This is a genomic window from Stenotrophomonas sp. YJH_SMC_64 (assembly GCF_059371375.1).
Window position 1 is genome coordinate 1 of the sequence record NZ_JCAFUN010000014.1, and the last position, 15,331, is coordinate 15,331.

Sequence of the window (15,331 nt, forward strand, 5' to 3'; positions counted from 1 at the left end):
CTGCCGTGGGTAGAGTCGACTGTCAGTCGACTTTCGCGCGGAGCGCGGGGTTTGCTGCATGTGGCGGAAGAGCAGCCGACTGACAGTCGGCTCTACCACGCGCCCCCGGCGCTGGGGCCCCGGCCTGCGGCCGGTTCCCGGTCCTGCCTGCGCTGCAGGCAGGACCTTCGTCCCATGCCACGGGCCGTGGGCGGTGCCATCATCGGGGTCTGCCTTCCCGGGAACCTGTGCTCGTGAAAACCCGTCTTGCCGTTGCCCTGCTGATTGCCCTGTCCGCCCCCGCCGTGGCCCTGGCCGCGCCGCCCGCCGCCGCCGCGCCGGCCAGCGTCGCTACCGAATCGCCCGCCGATGCTGCCTTCCGCGCGCTGTACGAGAAGGAATGGAAGTGGCGCCAGCAAGGCGGCGGCGAGGCCAGCGAAGACGAAGACGCGCCGGCCAATGCCACCCGCATGCCCGATGTCGGCCCGGCCGCGCAGCAGGCGCGCCTGAAGGTGTGGGACGAGACCCTCGCCGCGCTGAAGAAGATCGACCCGAAGACCCTGTCGCCCGACAACCAGGTCAACTACGCGATCTACCACGACCAGGTGTTCAACCTGGCCGAAGAGACGCGCCTGCGCGGCTACGAGATGCCGTTCAACGCCGACTCCTCGTTCTGGTCCAACCTGTCCTTCATGGCCCGGCGCGAGATGAAGACCGTGCAGGACTACCAGAACTACATCGCACGGCTGAACGATGTGCCGCGTTACTTCGGCCAGCAGACCGAGAACATGCGTGCCGGCCTGAAGCGTGGCTTCAGCGTGCCGCGTGCCGTGCTCGATGGCCGCGAAGTGTCCATCGCCACCGTCGCCGAGCTGAAGGACCCGACCGGATCGCCGTTGTACGCGCCGTTCAAGAAGCTGCCCACCACCATCCCGGCCGCCGAGCAGGCCAGGCTGCAGGCGCAGGCGCGTGAAGCGATCAGCGGCAAGGTGGTGCCGGCGTTCCAGCAGCTGCGCACCTTCTTCGTCAACGAGTACGTGCCGCAGGCGCGCACCACCCTGGCCGCCGAAGCGATGCCTGATGGCAAGGCGTACTACAAGCAGCAGATCCACGAATACACCACGCTGGACCTGTCGCCGGACGAGATCCATCGCATCGGCCTGGATGAAGTCGCACGCATCCAGAAGGAAATGAACGACATCATCAAGCAGGTGAAGTTCAAGGGCAGCTTCGCCGAGTTCCTGACCTTCCTGCGTACCGATCCGCAGTTCTATGCCAAGACGCCGGAAGAGCTGCTGTCGCGTGCCGCGTGGATCTCCAAGCGGGCGGACGGCCAGCTCGGCAAGTACATGACGCTGCCGCGCGCGCGCTTCACCATCGTGCCGGTGCCGCCGGATATCGCGCCGTTCTGGACCGCCGGCCGTGGTGGCATGGGCACCTACTGGCTCAATACCTACAACCTGCCGTCGCGCCCGCTGTACAACCTGCCGGCACTGACGCTGCATGAGTCCGATCCGGGCCACGCGCTGCAGGGCGCGATCGCCGCCGAACAGAAGAACCTTCCCGAGTTCCGCCGCAACGCCTACATCTCCGCCTATGGCGAAGGCTGGGCGCTGTACTGCGAGAAGCTGGGCGTGGAAATGGGCATCTACGAAACCCCGTACGAGGATTTCGGCCGCCTGACCTATGAGATGTGGCGCGCCGCGCGCCTGGTGATCGACACCGGCGTGCACAGCAAGGGCTGGACCCGCGAGCAGGCGCTGGCCTACCTGCGTGACCACACCGCGCTGAGCGAGCATGAAGTGACCACCGAAGTGGACCGCTACATCTCCTGGCCGGGCCAGGCGCTGAGCTACAAGCTGGGCGAGATCGCCATCGTGCGCCTGCGCGCGCAGGCCGAGAAGGAACTGGGCGACAAGTTCGACATCAAGGGCTTCCACGACACCCTGCTCAAGCAGGGCTCGGTGCCGCTGCCGGTGCTGGAACAGCAGATCCAGGCCTACATCGCCGAGCGCAAGAAGGCCTGACCGCTACCGGGTAGTGCCGGCCGCTGGCCGGCAATCCGACCCGGTCACGGGGTCGGATCCCTTTCCCACGGAAAGGGCTCCGACCCCCTCTCAGCTCACCCCACCGCCCGCGGCTTGGCCACCCGTGCAGCAAAGGTCGGCAGCACCAGCAGGGTCAGCACGGTGGCGGTGATCAGGCCACCGATCACCACCGTCGCCAGCGGCTTCTGCACTTCCGCACCGGAACCGCTGGCAATCGCCATCGGAATGAAGCCGACGATCGCCACCAGCGCGGTGGTCAGCACCGCGCGGATACGGCTCGATGCACCGTTGATCGCTGCCTGCAGCGGCAGGTCACCGGCATCCAGGCGTTCGCGGATCGCCTGCATCAGCACCAGGCCGTTCAAGGTGGCCACGCCGGAGACGGCGATGAAGCCGACCGCCGCCGATACCGAGAACGGCATGCCACGCAGCAGCAGCGCGAGGATGCCGCCGACCAGCGCCAGCGGCACGCAGCTGAACACCAGAATGGCTTCCTTGCCGCTGCGCAGGGCCATGAACAGCAGGCTGCCGATCAGCAGGAACACCACCGGCACCACCGTTGCCAGTCGCTTCTCCGCGCGCTGCAGGTTCTCGAACTGACCGCCCCAGGTCAGGTACGCACCCGGCGGCAGCGCCACGTCTGCCACCGCCGCCTGTGCTTCCCCCACGAAGCCGCCCAGATCACGGCCACGCACGTTGGCCTGCACTACCACGCGGCGGCTGCCGTTGTTGCGGCTGATCTGGTTCGGTCCTTCGCTGACCGTGATGCGCGCCACCGACGACAGCGGAATCACCAGCCCCGAAGGCGTGGCGATCGGCAGCGAGGCCAGCTGGTCCGGATCGTTGCGCGAGGCATCATCCAGGCGCACCACCACGTTGAAGCGGCGATCACCTTCGAAGATCTTGCCGGCCGCCGTGCCACCAATGCCGGTGGACAGTGCATCACTGACGTCTGCGGCGGTCAGGCCGTACTGAGCCGCCGCCACGTGGTCGATCGCCACGTTCAGGGTGGGCAGGCCGGAGATCTGTTCCACCCGCACGTCGGCCGCGCCATTCACCGCACGCAGCTTCAGCGCCACCTGGTCGGCCACCTTCTGCAGCTGGCTGAAGTCATCGCCGAAGATCATCACCGCCAGGTCGGTACGCACGCCGGAAATCAGCTCGTTGAAGCGCAGTTCGATCGGCTGGCTGAACTCGAAGCTGTTGCCCAGCTGCTGCCCGGCCAGCTTTTCGAAGCGCGCCACCAGTGCGTCCTTGGCCAGCTTCGGATCGGGCCAGTCCTTGCGCGGCTTCAGCACGATCACGCTGTCGGAGATGTTGGTCGGCATCGGGTCGATGGCCGCCTCGGCGGTACCGGTACGCGAGAATACGGTTTCCACTTCCGGCTGCTTGGCGATCGCTTTCTCCAGCGCGAGCTGCATCGCCAGCGACTGCTCCAGTGAGGTCGACGGCACGCGCAGGGCCTGCATCGCCACGTTGCCTTCGTCCAGCGTCGGCATGAACTCGCGGCCCAGCAGCGAGAACGCGCCGATGCCCACCACCACCATCATCACCGCAGCTGCCAGCACCGTGCGCGGATGCGCCACGGCCTTGCGCACCATCGGCTCGATGCGCGCACGCAGCACGCGGATCAGCTTCGTCTCGTGCTCGCCATCTTCGGCATGCGTATCGCCGTCCTTCACCTTCGGCTCGCGCACCAGCAGCGCGGCCATCGCCGGCACGAAGGTGAAGGAGAAGATGAAGGCACCGACCAGGGCCAGCATGAAGGTCGCTGCCATCGGGTGGAACGTCTTGCCCTCCACGCCTTCCAGGGTGAGGATCGGCGCGAACACCAGCAGGATGATCAACTGTCCGAACGCAGCTGGACGCGCCATCTTCATCGCCGAATCGGCAGCCACGCGCAGCCGCTCCATCGCGGTCAATGCACGGCCCAGTTCGGCGCGGCGCTGGCCCAGCATCAGCAGGGTCGATTCGACCACGATCACCGCACCGTCCACCAGGATGCCAAAGTCCAGCGCACCCAGGCTCATCAGGTTGCCGCTGATCCCGAAGCGGTTCATGCCGATTACTGCGAACAGGAACGACAGCGGAATCACCAGCGCGGTGATCGTCGCTGCACGCAGGTTGCCCAGCAGCAGGAACAGCACCACCACCACCAGCAGCGCGCCCTCGGTGAGGTTCCTGGCCACGGTCTTGATGGTGGAATTGACCAGCACGCTGCGGTCCAGCACCGGCGCGGCCACAATGTCGGCCGGCAGCGATTTGTTCACCTGTTCCAGGCGCGCCGCAGCGGCCTGCGCCACGGTGCGGCTGTTGCCGCCGGCAATCATCAGCGCGGTACCCAGTACGGCTTCATGGCCGTTGCGGCTGGCCGCACCCAGGCGCGGCGCGCGGCTCAGCTCGACCTCGGCCACATCGGCCACGCGCACCACCACGCCATTGCGGGTCGCCACCGGGGCCTGTGCCAGATCCTCGGTGGTCAGCGCCAGGCCATCGGCACGCACCACCAGTCCTTCGCCGGCGCGCTGCACGAAACCGGCACCGGCCTGCACGTTGGAACGCTGCAGGGCGGTGACCAGATCGGCCAGGCCGAGGCCGTGCGCGGCCAGCCGGGCGCTGTCCGGATGCACGCCATATTCCTTGACGTAGCCACCGACCGTATCGACGCCGGCCAGCCCCGGGCTGGAACGCATCTGCGGCGCGATGATCCAGTCCTGCACGGTGCGCAGGTAGGTCGCACGTTCTTCCGGCGTGCACAGCAGATTGCCTTCCGGCGTGCGGTAGACCTCGCCGGCCTGCCAGCCGGCTTCACCCGGCTTGGCCAGCTTGGCCGGATCGAACGTGGTGAAGTCCACGGTCCACATCAGCACTTCGCCGAGGCCGGTGGTAACCGGCGACAGCATCGGCGACGCGCCATCGGGCAGGTCTTCAGATGCCTCGCGCATGCGTTCGGCCACCTGCTGGCGCGCGAAGTAGATGTCGGTCGCATCGGTGAAGATCGCGGTGACCTGCGAGAAGCCATTGCGCGACAGTGAACGCGTGGTGGTCAGGCCGGGGATGCCGGCCAGCGCGGTTTCCAGCGGGTAGGTCACCTGCCGCTCGATCTGCTCCGGGGTCAGCGCCGGTGCCACCGTGTTGATCTGCACCTGGCGGTTGGTGATGTCCGGCACCGCGTCGATCGGCAGCTTGCCCAGCTGGAACAGGCCCACGGCGGCGATCAGCGCGGCCATGAACACCACCAGCCATCGGTGGCGCACCGCTGTTTCAATGATCAGCTTGAACATGGTCGCCTCCTCAGTGGCCGTGCTCGGCTTCGCCCTTGGCCAGTTCGGCCTTGAGCAGGAAGGCATTGGCACCGACGATGCGCTCGCTGCCGGTCAGGCCACCGAGGATCTCGATGCGGTCACCGGCACGGCGCCCAGCCAGCACCGGCTGCGCCTTGAAGCCGCCTTCGACGGCGACGAACACCGCGCTGCTGCCATCAACGTTCTGCACCGCATCGGCGGGCACGCTAAGGGAACCGTCCTGGCCTTCGGTGACCACCACGGCCGAGACCGGCGAACCAGCCGGTGGCAGCGAGGCATCCACCGGCGTGGCACGGATGACCGCGACGCCGCCCTGCTGGCGGACATCGGCGGCCGAACCGGTGACGGTGGCGGTGAAGCTGCCACCCGGTACGCTGACCTCCAGCTTCATGCCGGGCGTGACCTGTGCGGCCAGCGCGGGCGGTGCGGTGAACACCAGCTCGTTCATCGTCGGGTCGGCGACATCGGCGACTGCACTGCCGGCGGCGACCACGCCGCCCGGAGTGACCTGCACGTTGCCGACGATGCCGGCCACCGGGCTGGTGATGCGCACGCGGCCACTGGCGTCGGGCGCACCGTTGGCGGCGGCCTGGGCCTGCGCGGCAGCAGCCTGGGCCTGTGCCGCCAGCGAACGTGCACGCGAGGCTTCCATCTCCTGGCGGGCGACCACGCCCTGGTCGACCAGCGCCTTGTCGCGGCCATAGGCCAGCCGCGCGGCTTCGGCTTCGGCCGCTGCGGCCAGCGCATTGGCGCGGAACACCGCCGCTTCGCCGCTGACCACGATCGCCAGTGCCTGGTTCTGCTTCACCGCGGTGCCCGGTGCGACCAGAACGCGTTCGACGCGGCCGGTCACGGTCGACGCCACCGAGGCGCGTGCACCGACCGACGGTTCGACCCGGCCGGACAGGCGCGTGGAGCCACCGCCACCGCGACCGATCGCGACCACTTCGATACCGGAGGCCTTGATCTGCTCCGGGGTCAGCTGCACCACGCCTTCGTCGGCGTCAGCAGGTGCCTTCGCGGTTTCTGCCTTGGCTTCCTTGCTGCCGGCGGCATGGCCGTGGCCATCGTCGGTGCCGGCCTTGGCCGCAGCGGGGTTTTCATTGGCAGGCGTCTGCGCGTTGCCGGCGCAGCCAGCCAGCAGGACGGTCAGCAGTACGCCGCCGATCAGCGGGAAAGTACGGGAGAGAGTCATGGAGCCTCCACAAAGGGTGCGCGCCCTTCCAGGCGGGCAAGATCGATTTCCGCGGCGACGCGCGACAGGCGCGCATCCACGGCGGTGCCGCGTGCGGCGATGAGGGCGCTGCGCGTGCTGCGCAGTTCCAGCTGCGAGATGCGTCCGGCGTCGAAGCCAATGCGGGCCAGGCGATATGCCTCTTCGGCGGCGACCACGCTTTCATCAGCGGCGCGGGTACGGCTGCTGGCGGCCTTCAACCCGGCCACCGCAGAGAGGCGCTCGGCCTCGCTGTCGCGGCGCTGCTGGTCCAGGCGTGCTTCGGCCGCGCGCTGGTCGGCATTGGCGGCGCGGATGCCACCGCGGTTGCGGTCGAACAACGGGATGCTGAGGCTGACCCCGAGGTTGTAGGCGCGCTCGCCGCCTTCGCGGAAGCGGGTCTGCGCGGCGGTGACACTGAGGTCGGGCAGGGCGCGCTTGCGTTCCACCTCGACCAGCTTGCCCGCCGCATCGGCTTCGGCTTCGGCAATGCGCACCGCCAGCGCCACGTCGGTGGCACCGCGCGGCAGCGGCGGCGCACGGTCGAGCAGGCTGTCGTTGATCGACTGCACCGGTGCATCCAGCAGTGCAGCACCGGCCAGGCGGGCCAGCGCGGCATCGCGGAACGCCTGCGCTTCATCCAGCGCTGCGCTGGCGTTGGCCACCTCGCTCTGCGCCTGCACCGCACGCAGCTGCGGTTCGCGGCCCTGCTTGACCAACGCGTTGACGGCGTTGGCGTCAGCGCGGGTGAGGGTCAGTGCTTCTTCGGCCAGGGTGTAGCGGCGCAGTGCACTTTCCGCCTGTGCGTAGACCACCGCCAGCTGGCTGGCCACGTCGCTGCGGCTTTGGGCACCACGCAGGTTGGCCGCCTGTGCTTCGGCCCGGGCGGCACGGACGCGCGCGCCACGCTGGCCCCAGACCTCCAGCGGCTGGGACAAAGTGAGCACGGTATCGGCCTTGCCCATGCCGCCATAGGAGCCGGTGCCCCAGGCGTTTTCGGCGGAATAGGAGAGGGAAGGATTGGGCAACGCACGCGCCTGGTCGGCGCGCGCATCGGCGGCCTCGGCCAGTGCCGTACCCACGCGGGTACCCGGCAGCTGGTCCAGGCGTTCAAGCAGGGTGTCGTAGGAAGGGGCGGCTTGCGCCGACGCCTGCATTGCCGGGGCCAGGCCCAGCAACACGGCGACGACCAGCCCGGCCGCGCGCGGCGACCGAGGTGTCAGGATCGACATAGGGGGATTCCGGTTGTGAGTGAAACGGGAGCCCGCAATCGCGGGACGCGCTCAACTCACGCCCGGGGGGGACGCGTCAATTCATCCTGGGCGACCGCATAGGTCGCCGCGTCGCCGGCATTCATCCAGCGCGCCGGCAGTGGCGCACCGAAGGCGGCGAGGGTACTGGCCGGCAGGCTCAGGTTGGAGTGGTGGCAGTGGTTGTGGCCACAGGCACCAACATGCTTGCCGTCGGTATCGCCATCGGCATCCGGTGCGGACTCCACGTGCACCGTGCTGGCGTGCGGTTCCACCGTGCAGGCCAGCGCGTCGGCCACCGGCACGACCACGAATGCCGCCATCAGCAGCATCATCAGGTACGTACGCAGTTGGCGGGTGATCCGGCGCATGGAAGGGAGGCTAGCAAGCGGTTTTCGCCGGATACAATATCAATGGCCGCTTCGGGAATACGTCGGAATCTCCCGTTCAGGTGGGCCGGGCGCGGGGTCGGATCCCTTTCCGCCGGAAAGGGCTCTGACCCCGACACCTTGCTGCCGGCCAGCGGCCGGCACTACCGGTCTGCAGGCAGCTTCGCGATCACCTTGATCTCGAACTGGAACCCATACAGCCAGGTCACGCCAATACCGGTCAGGGTCGGGTGCGGCGCCTCGCCCCAGTACTCGGGCACGATCGCCCAGGCCTTCTCAAAGTTCTTCTCTGGATCGACCAGGAACACGGTCACGTCGATCACGTCATCGAACGTGCAGCCCGCAGCAGCCAACACCGCGTTGAGATTCTCGAAGGCGCGGCGCACCTGCGTTTCGAAGTCCGGCTCGGGCGAGCCGTCCTCACGGCTGCCGACCTGGCCGGAGACGAACAGGAAGCCGTTGGAACGGATCGCAGGCGAGTAGCGGTTGCGCTCGTACAGGGCCTGGCGGCCGGTGGGGAAAACGACATCACGCTGTGACATGGGGAAGATCCGTGGGAGAGAACGCCATCCTCCGCGCCAGTGCTGTCTGGATAAACCGCGATGATCGGCCTAGATTGATTGCCAATTCCAAACAATCATGGCCCGCCATGGACCGTTTCGAGTCGATGCGGGCGTTTGCCCGGGTCGTGGAAACCGGCAGCTTCACCCGCGCCGCGCACACGCTGCAGATCAGCCGCACCACGGTCACCCAGCTGGTGCAGCAGCTGGAGGCACACCTGCGGCTGCGCCTGCTCAACCGCACCACGCGCCGGGTCAGCGTCACCACCGACGGTGCAGCCTACTACCCGCGCATCGCCCGCCTGCTGGCCGAGCTGGAAGAAGTGGAGGGCGGGCTGGGCGACGCGGCCACCCAGCCACGCGGGCGGCTGCGCGTGGATGTGCCCGGGCCGTACGCGCGGTTGCGGCTGGTGCCGGCGTTGCCGGATTTCCAGGCGCGCTACCCGGAGATCCAGCTGGACATCGGCGTCAGCGACCGCGAGGTCGACGTCATCGCAGACAACGTCGATTGCGTGATCCGGGGTGGCACCCCGGCCGACCCGGCACTGGTGGCGCGACCGCTCGGCGCGCTGCCGATCGGTTTCCACGCCGGTACGGGCTATGTGCAGCGCTTCGGCCTGCCGACCGACCCGCGCGCGCTGGAAGGACCCGACCACCACATGATCGGCTTCCTCAGCCCGCGCAGTGGCCGGGCGCGGGTGTTCAGCGCACAGCGCGGCGATGAGCGCGTTGAGGTGCAGGGCCGCTATACGGTCGGCTTCGATGATGGAAATGCCTATCTGGCCGCTGCGTTGGCGGGGTTGGGCGTGGTGGCGCTGCCCAGCTACATGGCCGAACCGCACGTGGCGCGCGGCGAGCTGCTGCCGGTGTTGCAGGACTGGCAGCTGCCGCCGATGCCGATGCATGTGATGTTCCCGCCGAACCGGCACATGAGCCAGCGGCTGCGGGTGTTCATCGATTGGGTGGTGGAAGCGTTGGGGTGAGTGCATCGGTCGCGTGCGAGAATCGGCGTGCACGTACTGGAGAACGCACACCCTGATGAGCCGCATCGTTGCACTGGATACCGAAACCACCGGCATCTCCCACCGCCTGGGGCACCGGGTGATCGAAATCGGTGCCGTCGAACTGATCGATGGCCAGCTCACCGGCCGCCAGTTCCACACCTACCTGCAGCCGCAGCGCAAGGTGGATTGGGGCGCACAGCGCGTGCACGGCATCAGCGATGCGATGCTGGTGGGCAAGCCGCTGTTCTCCAGCAAGGCGGCCGAACTGCTGGAGTTCCTGCGCGGCAGCGAGATGGTCGCGCACAACGCTACCTTCGATGTGGGCTTCCTGGACAACGAGCTGCGCCTGTCCGGCATCCCCGGCACGCTGGCCCAGCACTGCCGCATCACCTGCAGCCTGAAGCTTGCGCGGGGACGCTGGCCGGGTCAGGGCAACAAGCTGGATGATGTGCTGCAGCGCCTGCGCATTCCCAGCCAGCGCGGCCTGCATGGCGCGTTGAAGGATGCGCACCTGCTGGCGCAGGTGATTCCGCACCTGCGCTGAGGCTTGGCCGCTGTCACACCGGCCGCAACCATCGCTCGATCATTGCAACGCCACAGGCCACCCCGTCCTCATGGCGCATCGCCACGCCCAGGGCCGCCGCGCGTGCGCGTGTTGCGTCGGTTTCAACGAAGGTGATGGCCGCTGCCAGCGTCGCTGCATCCAGTCGCTTCGCTGACAGCGGCGCCGGTGCCACCCGCAACCGATACAGGCGATCGGCCCAGAAGAACTGATCCGCGGCGAACGGCATCACCAGCGAGGGAATGTCGGCGCGGCAGGCCGAATGCGTGGTGCCGCTGCCACCGTGGTGGATGGCAAATGCGCAACGCGGGAACAGCGCTTCGTGTGGAGTCGGCCCCAGTACGAAGACCGAATCGGGCAAGCGCATCGCAGGCAGTCCCACCCAGCCAGGAAACAGCAGCACCCGGCGTGGCGCCAGCGCCTGCAGCAGGGCCGGCAACACGCGCTCGCGATCAAAGCCGGTCATGCTGCCGAAGCCCAGATACACCGGCGCCGGGCCGGCATCGAGGAAGGCCTGCAGATCGGCCGGGGGTATCCAGGGCGCATCAGGAAGGCGCCATTGGCCACAGACGATGTGGTCGGCCGGCCAATCCGCCGGTGGCGGCAGCAGCTGCGGCGAGATGCCATAGAGCATCGGCAGGCCGGGCCACAGCGAGCGGCGCGGCGATTGCCCCAGCTGCTTGCGGGCTGCGTTGATCGGCCGACGGAACTGGCGCCAGATCAGGCCGTTGACCAGCCCATAGCTGGCGCGGTTCAACCAGCCCGGCGAGCGTCCCGGTGGCAGGAACGGAGAGCGGAAGGCCCGCGTCGGGGTCAGCGGGATCATGCCGGTGCCGATGACCGGCAGTCCGCGGCGTTCGCCCACGCTCATGCCGACAAAGGCCGCCAGGCCACCGGTCAGAATCGCATCGCAGCCTTCGGCAGCGGCATCGGCCTGGCGCATCCAGCCGCTGACATGCTGCAGCGCCATCCGTGCCAGCCCGCTACTGGCGGCGGCAACACCGTTGCCACGCGAGACCAGCGCGACCACTTCGTCATGGATGTCACCTTCAAGAGCCGCATGGGGCACATCCAGTGCCTGCGCGCTGCCCAGGGTGCCGCCATCGGCAAGCAGTGTCACCTCGTGGCCTGCGCCGATCAGCCCATGGCAGAGCATGGCCAGGGGACGCGTATCGCCTTCGGTTCCGTAGGTCAGGGCCAGCAGCCGCATGGAAAGCTCCGCAGTGAACCGGAGCAGTATGCCGGTTGGCGGGCTCCCGGCCCTGCCGGTTCAGCCGCAGCCTGTGGGTAACTTGCGCAAGTGCTTGAACCCGTGCATAATGCGCGGCTCGCTGTGTCCGGTTTTCTACCGGGCGGCGCCCCCGGGAGCACGTCCCCGGCCGCCCAACGCCAGCGTAACCCTTTGATTCTCTTGACGTGTGGTGGGCAACCATCGAGGCCGCCGTCTCCCGGGCTACGGGCTGACAACTACTACTATCGAGGTGCGCAATGTCCCGCGTATGCCAGGTTTCCGGCAAGCGAGTGCAGACGGGTAACAACGTCTCGCACGCCAACAACAAGACCCGTCGTCGTTTCCTGCCGAATCTGCACGAGCGCCGTTTCTGGGTGGCCAGCGAGAACCGCTGGGTCAAGCTTCGTGTTTCCGCGCATGCACTGCGCACCATCGACAAGAACGGCATTGATTCCGTTCTGGCTGAGCTGCGTGCGCGCGGCGAAAAGGTCTGAGGAGTAAAGCATCATGGCAGGCAAGCGCGATAAGGTCCGTATGATTTCCTCGGCCGGTACCGGCCACTTCTACACGACCGACAAGAACAAGAAGAACACCCCGGGGAAGATGGAATTCCTGAAGTACGATCCGGTCGTGCGCAAGCACGTCCTGTACAAGGAAGGCAAGATCAAGTAATCCGCAAGGATTGCTGGTCCCCGCGAAGAAACCCGCCCTTGTGGCGGGTTTTTTCATGCCCGATGTTCCCGTGGTGGGCGCCTGTGGGTGCCGACCGTTGGTCGGCACACTCCCTCCACCCCCCGGTAGGTGCCAACCTTGGTTGGCACGCTGCTTCAACGCAGTCGAGCGCGGCTCGACTCTACAAAGGCCGGTGGGCAGAATGGCCCATCACCTCCCGACGGGCGACACGATGCTGTTCGAGTGGTTGCTGGGTTCCTACCTGCTGCTGATCGACTGGCTGATCCGGCTGGTCGCGCTGTGCTGGATTCCCACCCGCACCACGCCCGGCGCGGCGCGCAGCTGGCTGCTGCTGGTCGGCTTCGTACCGCTGCTGGGCCTGCCGCTGTACCTGCTGTTCGGCCATCCGTGGCTGTCGCGCGAGCGCATCCGCCGCCAGGCCGAGGCCTCGCAGGTGATCCGCGAGGAGCAGGCGCTCCAGCATCGCCTGCGCTGGACCCCACAGCCCGACACCGCCAGCGCCGAGATCGTGCCGTTGGTGCAGCGCCAGGGCGATTTCATGCCGGTGCACGGCAACGCCGTCGATCTGCTGACCGACTACGACGAGTCGCTGCACACGCTGATCGCCGACATCGACCAGGCCGAAGACCGCGTGCACCTGCTGTACTACCTGATGTTCGATGACGCGGTCGGCGAGGCCATTGTCGAGGCCTTGCAGCGTGCCGCCGCGCGTGGCGTGCAGTGCCGCGTGCTGCTCGATGCGGTGGGCGCCAAGCGTGGCCTGCGCGTCTATCGCAAGCGCCTGCAGGCGCGCGACATCGAAGTGCGCGCGATGCTGCCCGGTGGCCTGCGCTGGCGTCGCAGCGGACGCATGGACCTGCGCAACCACCGCAAGATCGCGGTGATCGACAACGAAGTGGCCTATGTCGGTTCGCAGAACCTGGCGGGCCCGCAGTTCGTGCCGGGCCACCCGAACCGCGAGCTGGTGGCGCGCGTGCGCGGCCCGGCGGTGGCGCATCTGGAAGCCGTATTCGCCAGCGACTGGTACATGGAGACCGGCCAGCGCCTGGATGTGATCACCGATGTGCCCGAATGCGGCGACGACATCGCCACCCAGCTGCTGCCCAGCGGCCCGGCCTACCCGTACAGCAACGCGCGCGACGCGGTAGCCGCGCTGATCCACCTGGCGCGACGCCGGCTGGTGATGGTCACCCCGTACTTCGTGCCGGACGAAGCCACGCTCAGCGCCTTGCGCATTGCGGCGTTGTCCGGCGTGCAGGTGCAGCTGATCCTGTCTGCCAGCAACAACCAGCGGCTGACGTCGTGGGCGCAGGAGGCCTACTACGATGAGCTGCTGCGCTGTGGCGTGCGCATCGCGCTGTACGAGCCGCAGTTCCTGCACGCCAAGCACATGAGCGTGGATGAGGACATCGCCGTGCTCGGCTCGATCAACATGGATATCCGCTCGTTCGCGCTGAATGCCGAGATCGGCCTGATCTGCTACGACCGCGCGCTGGTGCAGCAGCTGTGCGCGATCGAGGATGGCTACCTGCGCGAGTCGCGGCAGCTGGACCTGCAGCAGTGGCGCAGCCGTCCCACGTGGCGGCGCAGCCGCGAAGGTATTGCACGGCTGGCCGATGCGTTGATGTGAAGCAATGCCGGCCGCCCATTCCGGCAATCCTGCCTGTCATCGCCGATGGCCTACAATCGGCACATGACTGATTCACCGCGTAATGGCGAACTGGACCTGGCGATCATCGGTGGTGGTGCGGCCGGGGTGCTGGTGGCGATCCAGGTATTGCGCCAGGCGAATGCGCCGCTGGCGCTGGCCATCTTCGAACCCGCCTCGCAGCTGGCCCAGGGCATCGCCTATGCCACGCCGTGGCCGGAGCACCTGCTGAACGTGCCGGCGGCGAAGATGAGTGCGTTTGCCGACCAGCCCGGCGATTTCCTCGACCACCTGATGGCCGCCAATGCCTACCCGGGCGAGGCGCGCGAGGCGCTGGGCGAGCGCTACGTGTGCCGCCACTACTTTGCTGCCTACCTGCAGCAGCGCCTGCAGGAGGCTGCTGCGACCAACCCGGCACAGCTGCAGGTGATTGCGCAGCCGGTGCTGGGCCTGCAGCCGGATGACCATGGCTACCAGCTGACACTCGGCGATGGCAGCACGCTGCACGCCGCGCAGGCGGTGCTGGCCACCGGCAACAGCATGCGGCCGCTGCCGGTGGCCGGTGCCGAGGCACTGCCAGCCGATGACGTGATCGAGGCCTGGGACTACGACGGCGTGCGCACCCTGGCCGGCGAGCAGGCCGTGGCCATCGTCGGGTCCGGCCTGAGCATGGCCGACACCGTGTTGGCATTGGTCGCCGCCGGCCACACCGGCCCGCTGCATGTGATCTCGCGCCACGGCCTGCTGCCGTTGCCGCATGCGCATGGTGGCCTGCCCACGTTCGACCCGGCCACGCTGCTGCCGATGAACCTGCGCCAGCGCCTGCGCGCGTTGCGTGGGTTCGCACGCCAGGCACAGGCCGACGGCCTGCCGTGGCAGGGCGTGATGGACCGTATCCGTCCGCACGGGCAGGCGCTGTGGTGCAGCCTCGACGCGGCCGACCAGCGCCGCTTCCTGCGCCATGTGGTGCGCTACTGGGATGTGCATCGCCACCGCATCGCCGAAGAGGTCGACGCACAGCTGCAGGCGCTGATCGAAAGCGGCCAACTGCGTATCCACCGATCCCGCCTGCAACGCGTCGGCCGCGAAGGCGATGCCCTGCGGCTGTCGGGTCGCGATGCCACCGGCAATGAACAGCAGTGGACGATCAGCGGCGTGATCAACGCTACCGGCGTGGAAACCCGCGCCAGTGCGCTGCGCAACCCGCTGCTGCAGCAGCTGCAGGCCGATGGCCTGGCCCGCCCCGGCCCGCATGGGCTGGGCCTGGACAGCACGGTGCCGGGCGATCGCCTGTGTGCCGCCGGTGGCCAACCGCAGGCGCGGCTGGGCGTGCTCGGCAGCCTGCGCATCGGCAGCCTGTGGGAAAGTCTGGCGGTGCCTGAACTGCGTCAGCAGGCGCAGGCACTGGCCACCCAGGTGGTCGCAGGAGCCGCGACGGCGATGCCGTAA

Annotated in this window: 13 protein-coding genes; 7 read left to right on the forward strand and 6 right to left on the reverse strand. The window is 68.0% G+C overall.

Annotated features, from left to right (window positions below):
* Positions 1 to 233: 233 nt before the first annotated feature.
* Entirely contained in the window at positions 234 to 2,006 is a 1,773-nt protein-coding gene (locus tag AC5P9L_RS15645) for a DUF885 domain-containing protein (protein ID WP_043034422.1), read from the forward strand.
* 95 nt (positions 2,007 to 2,101) lie between these two features.
* On the opposite strand, the gene AC5P9L_RS15650 is transcribed toward AC5P9L_RS15645, so the two are convergent.
* The 5 genes from AC5P9L_RS15650 to AC5P9L_RS15670 form a co-directional block, all read right to left on the reverse strand.
* Positions 2,102 to 5,311 carry an efflux RND transporter permease subunit gene (locus tag AC5P9L_RS15650; protein ID WP_279915774.1) on the reverse strand — a complete coding sequence of 1,070 codons (3,210 nt, stop codon included), beginning with the start codon at positions 5,309 to 5,311 and terminating at the stop codon, positions 2,102 to 2,104.
* A gap of 10 nt (positions 5,312 to 5,321) precedes the next feature.
* Complete coding sequence (locus tag AC5P9L_RS15655) at positions 5,322 to 6,527, reverse strand: efflux RND transporter periplasmic adaptor subunit (protein ID WP_164172853.1); 1,206 nt, start codon at positions 6,525 to 6,527, stop codon at positions 5,322 to 5,324.
* Entirely contained in the window at positions 6,524 to 7,777 is a 1,254-nt protein-coding gene (locus tag AC5P9L_RS15660) for a TolC family protein (protein ID WP_108270106.1), read from the reverse strand. The genes AC5P9L_RS15655 and AC5P9L_RS15660 overlap by 4 nt, the downstream gene beginning before the upstream one ends.
* Positions 7,778 to 7,833: 56 nt before the next feature.
* On the reverse strand, positions 7,834 to 8,166 hold the full coding sequence (locus AC5P9L_RS15665) for a hypothetical protein (RefSeq protein ID WP_005414902.1): 333 nt from the start codon (positions 8,164 to 8,166) through the stop codon (positions 7,834 to 7,836).
* Between the two features lie 161 nt (positions 8,167 to 8,327).
* The gene (locus AC5P9L_RS15670) at positions 8,328 to 8,726 is read right to left on the reverse strand and encodes a RidA family protein (protein WP_005414901.1); all 399 of its coding nucleotides are present in this window, start codon (positions 8,724 to 8,726) and stop codon (positions 8,328 to 8,330) included.
* A gap of 107 nt (positions 8,727 to 8,833) precedes the next feature.
* Here AC5P9L_RS15670 and AC5P9L_RS15675 point away from each other — a divergent pair, with 107 nt between their 5' ends.
* Both AC5P9L_RS15675 and dnaQ read left to right on the forward strand, forming a co-directional pair.
* Positions 8,834 to 9,727 carry a LysR family transcriptional regulator gene (locus AC5P9L_RS15675; protein ID WP_279915773.1) on the forward strand — a complete coding sequence of 298 codons (894 nt, stop codon included), beginning with the start codon at positions 8,834 to 8,836 and terminating at the stop codon, positions 9,725 to 9,727.
* A gap of 55 nt (positions 9,728 to 9,782) precedes the next feature.
* Positions 9,783 to 10,292, forward strand: a complete 510-nt coding sequence (dnaQ, locus tag AC5P9L_RS15680; RefSeq protein ID WP_005411640.1) for a DNA polymerase III subunit epsilon — start codon at positions 9,783 to 9,785, stop codon at positions 10,290 to 10,292.
* Positions 10,293 to 10,305: 13 nt separating this feature from the next.
* On the opposite strand, the gene AC5P9L_RS15685 is transcribed toward dnaQ, so the two are convergent.
* A complete protein-coding gene (locus AC5P9L_RS15685; protein ID WP_043034428.1) occupies positions 10,306 to 11,520 on the reverse strand; it encodes a glycosyltransferase in 1,215 nt (404 codons plus the stop codon).
* A gap of 278 nt (positions 11,521 to 11,798) precedes the next feature.
* On the opposite strand from AC5P9L_RS15685, the gene rpmB reads away from it, so the two are divergent.
* The 4 genes from rpmB to AC5P9L_RS15705 all read left to right on the forward strand — a co-directional run bounded on the left by rpmB (position 11,799) and on the right by AC5P9L_RS15705 (position 15,331).
* Positions 11,799 to 12,035 (forward strand): 50S ribosomal protein L28, encoded by a 237-nt coding sequence (gene rpmB / locus AC5P9L_RS15690; RefSeq protein ID WP_005411638.1) that lies wholly within the window; start codon positions 11,799 to 11,801, stop codon positions 12,033 to 12,035.
* A gap of 10 nt (positions 12,036 to 12,045) precedes the next feature.
* Positions 12,046 to 12,213, forward strand: coding sequence for a 50S ribosomal protein L33 (rpmG, locus tag AC5P9L_RS15695; protein WP_169411268.1), 168 nt, complete (start codon positions 12,046 to 12,048; stop codon positions 12,211 to 12,213).
* Positions 12,214 to 12,445: 232 nt separating this feature from the next.
* Entirely contained in the window at positions 12,446 to 13,864 is a 1,419-nt protein-coding gene (cls, locus tag AC5P9L_RS15700; RefSeq protein ID WP_495230670.1) for a cardiolipin synthase, read from the forward strand.
* A gap of 45 nt (positions 13,865 to 13,909) precedes the next feature.
* Positions 13,910 to 15,331, forward strand: coding sequence for an FAD/NAD(P)-binding protein (locus AC5P9L_RS15705; protein WP_279915772.1), 1,422 nt, complete (start codon positions 13,910 to 13,912; stop codon positions 15,329 to 15,331).

What these genes read in the sequence shown, in the direction of transcription:
- AC5P9L_RS15650 (WP_279915774.1), bottom strand. Translation starts at nt 5,311, where the DNA reads ATGTTCAAGCTGATCATTGAAACAGCGGTGCGCCACCGATGGCTGGTG.
- AC5P9L_RS15655 (WP_164172853.1), bottom strand. Translation starts at nt 6,527, where the DNA reads ATGACTCTCTCCCGTACTTTCCCGCTGATCGGCGGCGTACTGCTGACC.
- AC5P9L_RS15660 (WP_108270106.1), bottom strand. Translation starts at nt 7,777, where the DNA reads ATGTCGATCCTGACACCTCGGTCGCCGCGCGCGGCCGGGCTGGTCGTC.
- AC5P9L_RS15665 (WP_005414902.1), bottom strand. Translation starts at nt 8,166, where the DNA reads ATGCGCCGGATCACCCGCCAACTGCGTACGTACCTGATGATGCTGCTG.
- AC5P9L_RS15670 (WP_005414901.1), bottom strand. Translation starts at nt 8,726, where the DNA reads ATGTCACAGCGTGATGTCGTTTTCCCCACCGGCCGCCAGGCCCTGTAC.
- AC5P9L_RS15675 (WP_279915773.1), top strand. Translation starts at nt 8,834, where the DNA reads ATGGACCGTTTCGAGTCGATGCGGGCGTTTGCCCGGGTCGTGGAAACC.
- dnaQ (WP_005411640.1), top strand. Translation starts at nt 9,783, where the DNA reads ATGAGCCGCATCGTTGCACTGGATACCGAAACCACCGGCATCTCCCAC.
- AC5P9L_RS15685 (WP_043034428.1), bottom strand. Translation starts at nt 11,520, where the DNA reads ATGCGGCTGCTGGCCCTGACCTACGGAACCGAAGGCGATACGCGTCCC.
- rpmB (WP_005411638.1), top strand. Translation starts at nt 11,799, where the DNA reads ATGTCCCGCGTATGCCAGGTTTCCGGCAAGCGAGTGCAGACGGGTAAC.
- cls (WP_495230670.1), top strand. Translation starts at nt 12,446, where the DNA reads ATGCTGTTCGAGTGGTTGCTGGGTTCCTACCTGCTGCTGATCGACTGG.
- AC5P9L_RS15705 (WP_279915772.1), top strand. Translation starts at nt 13,910, where the DNA reads ATGGCCTACAATCGGCACATGACTGATTCACCGCGTAATGGCGAACTG.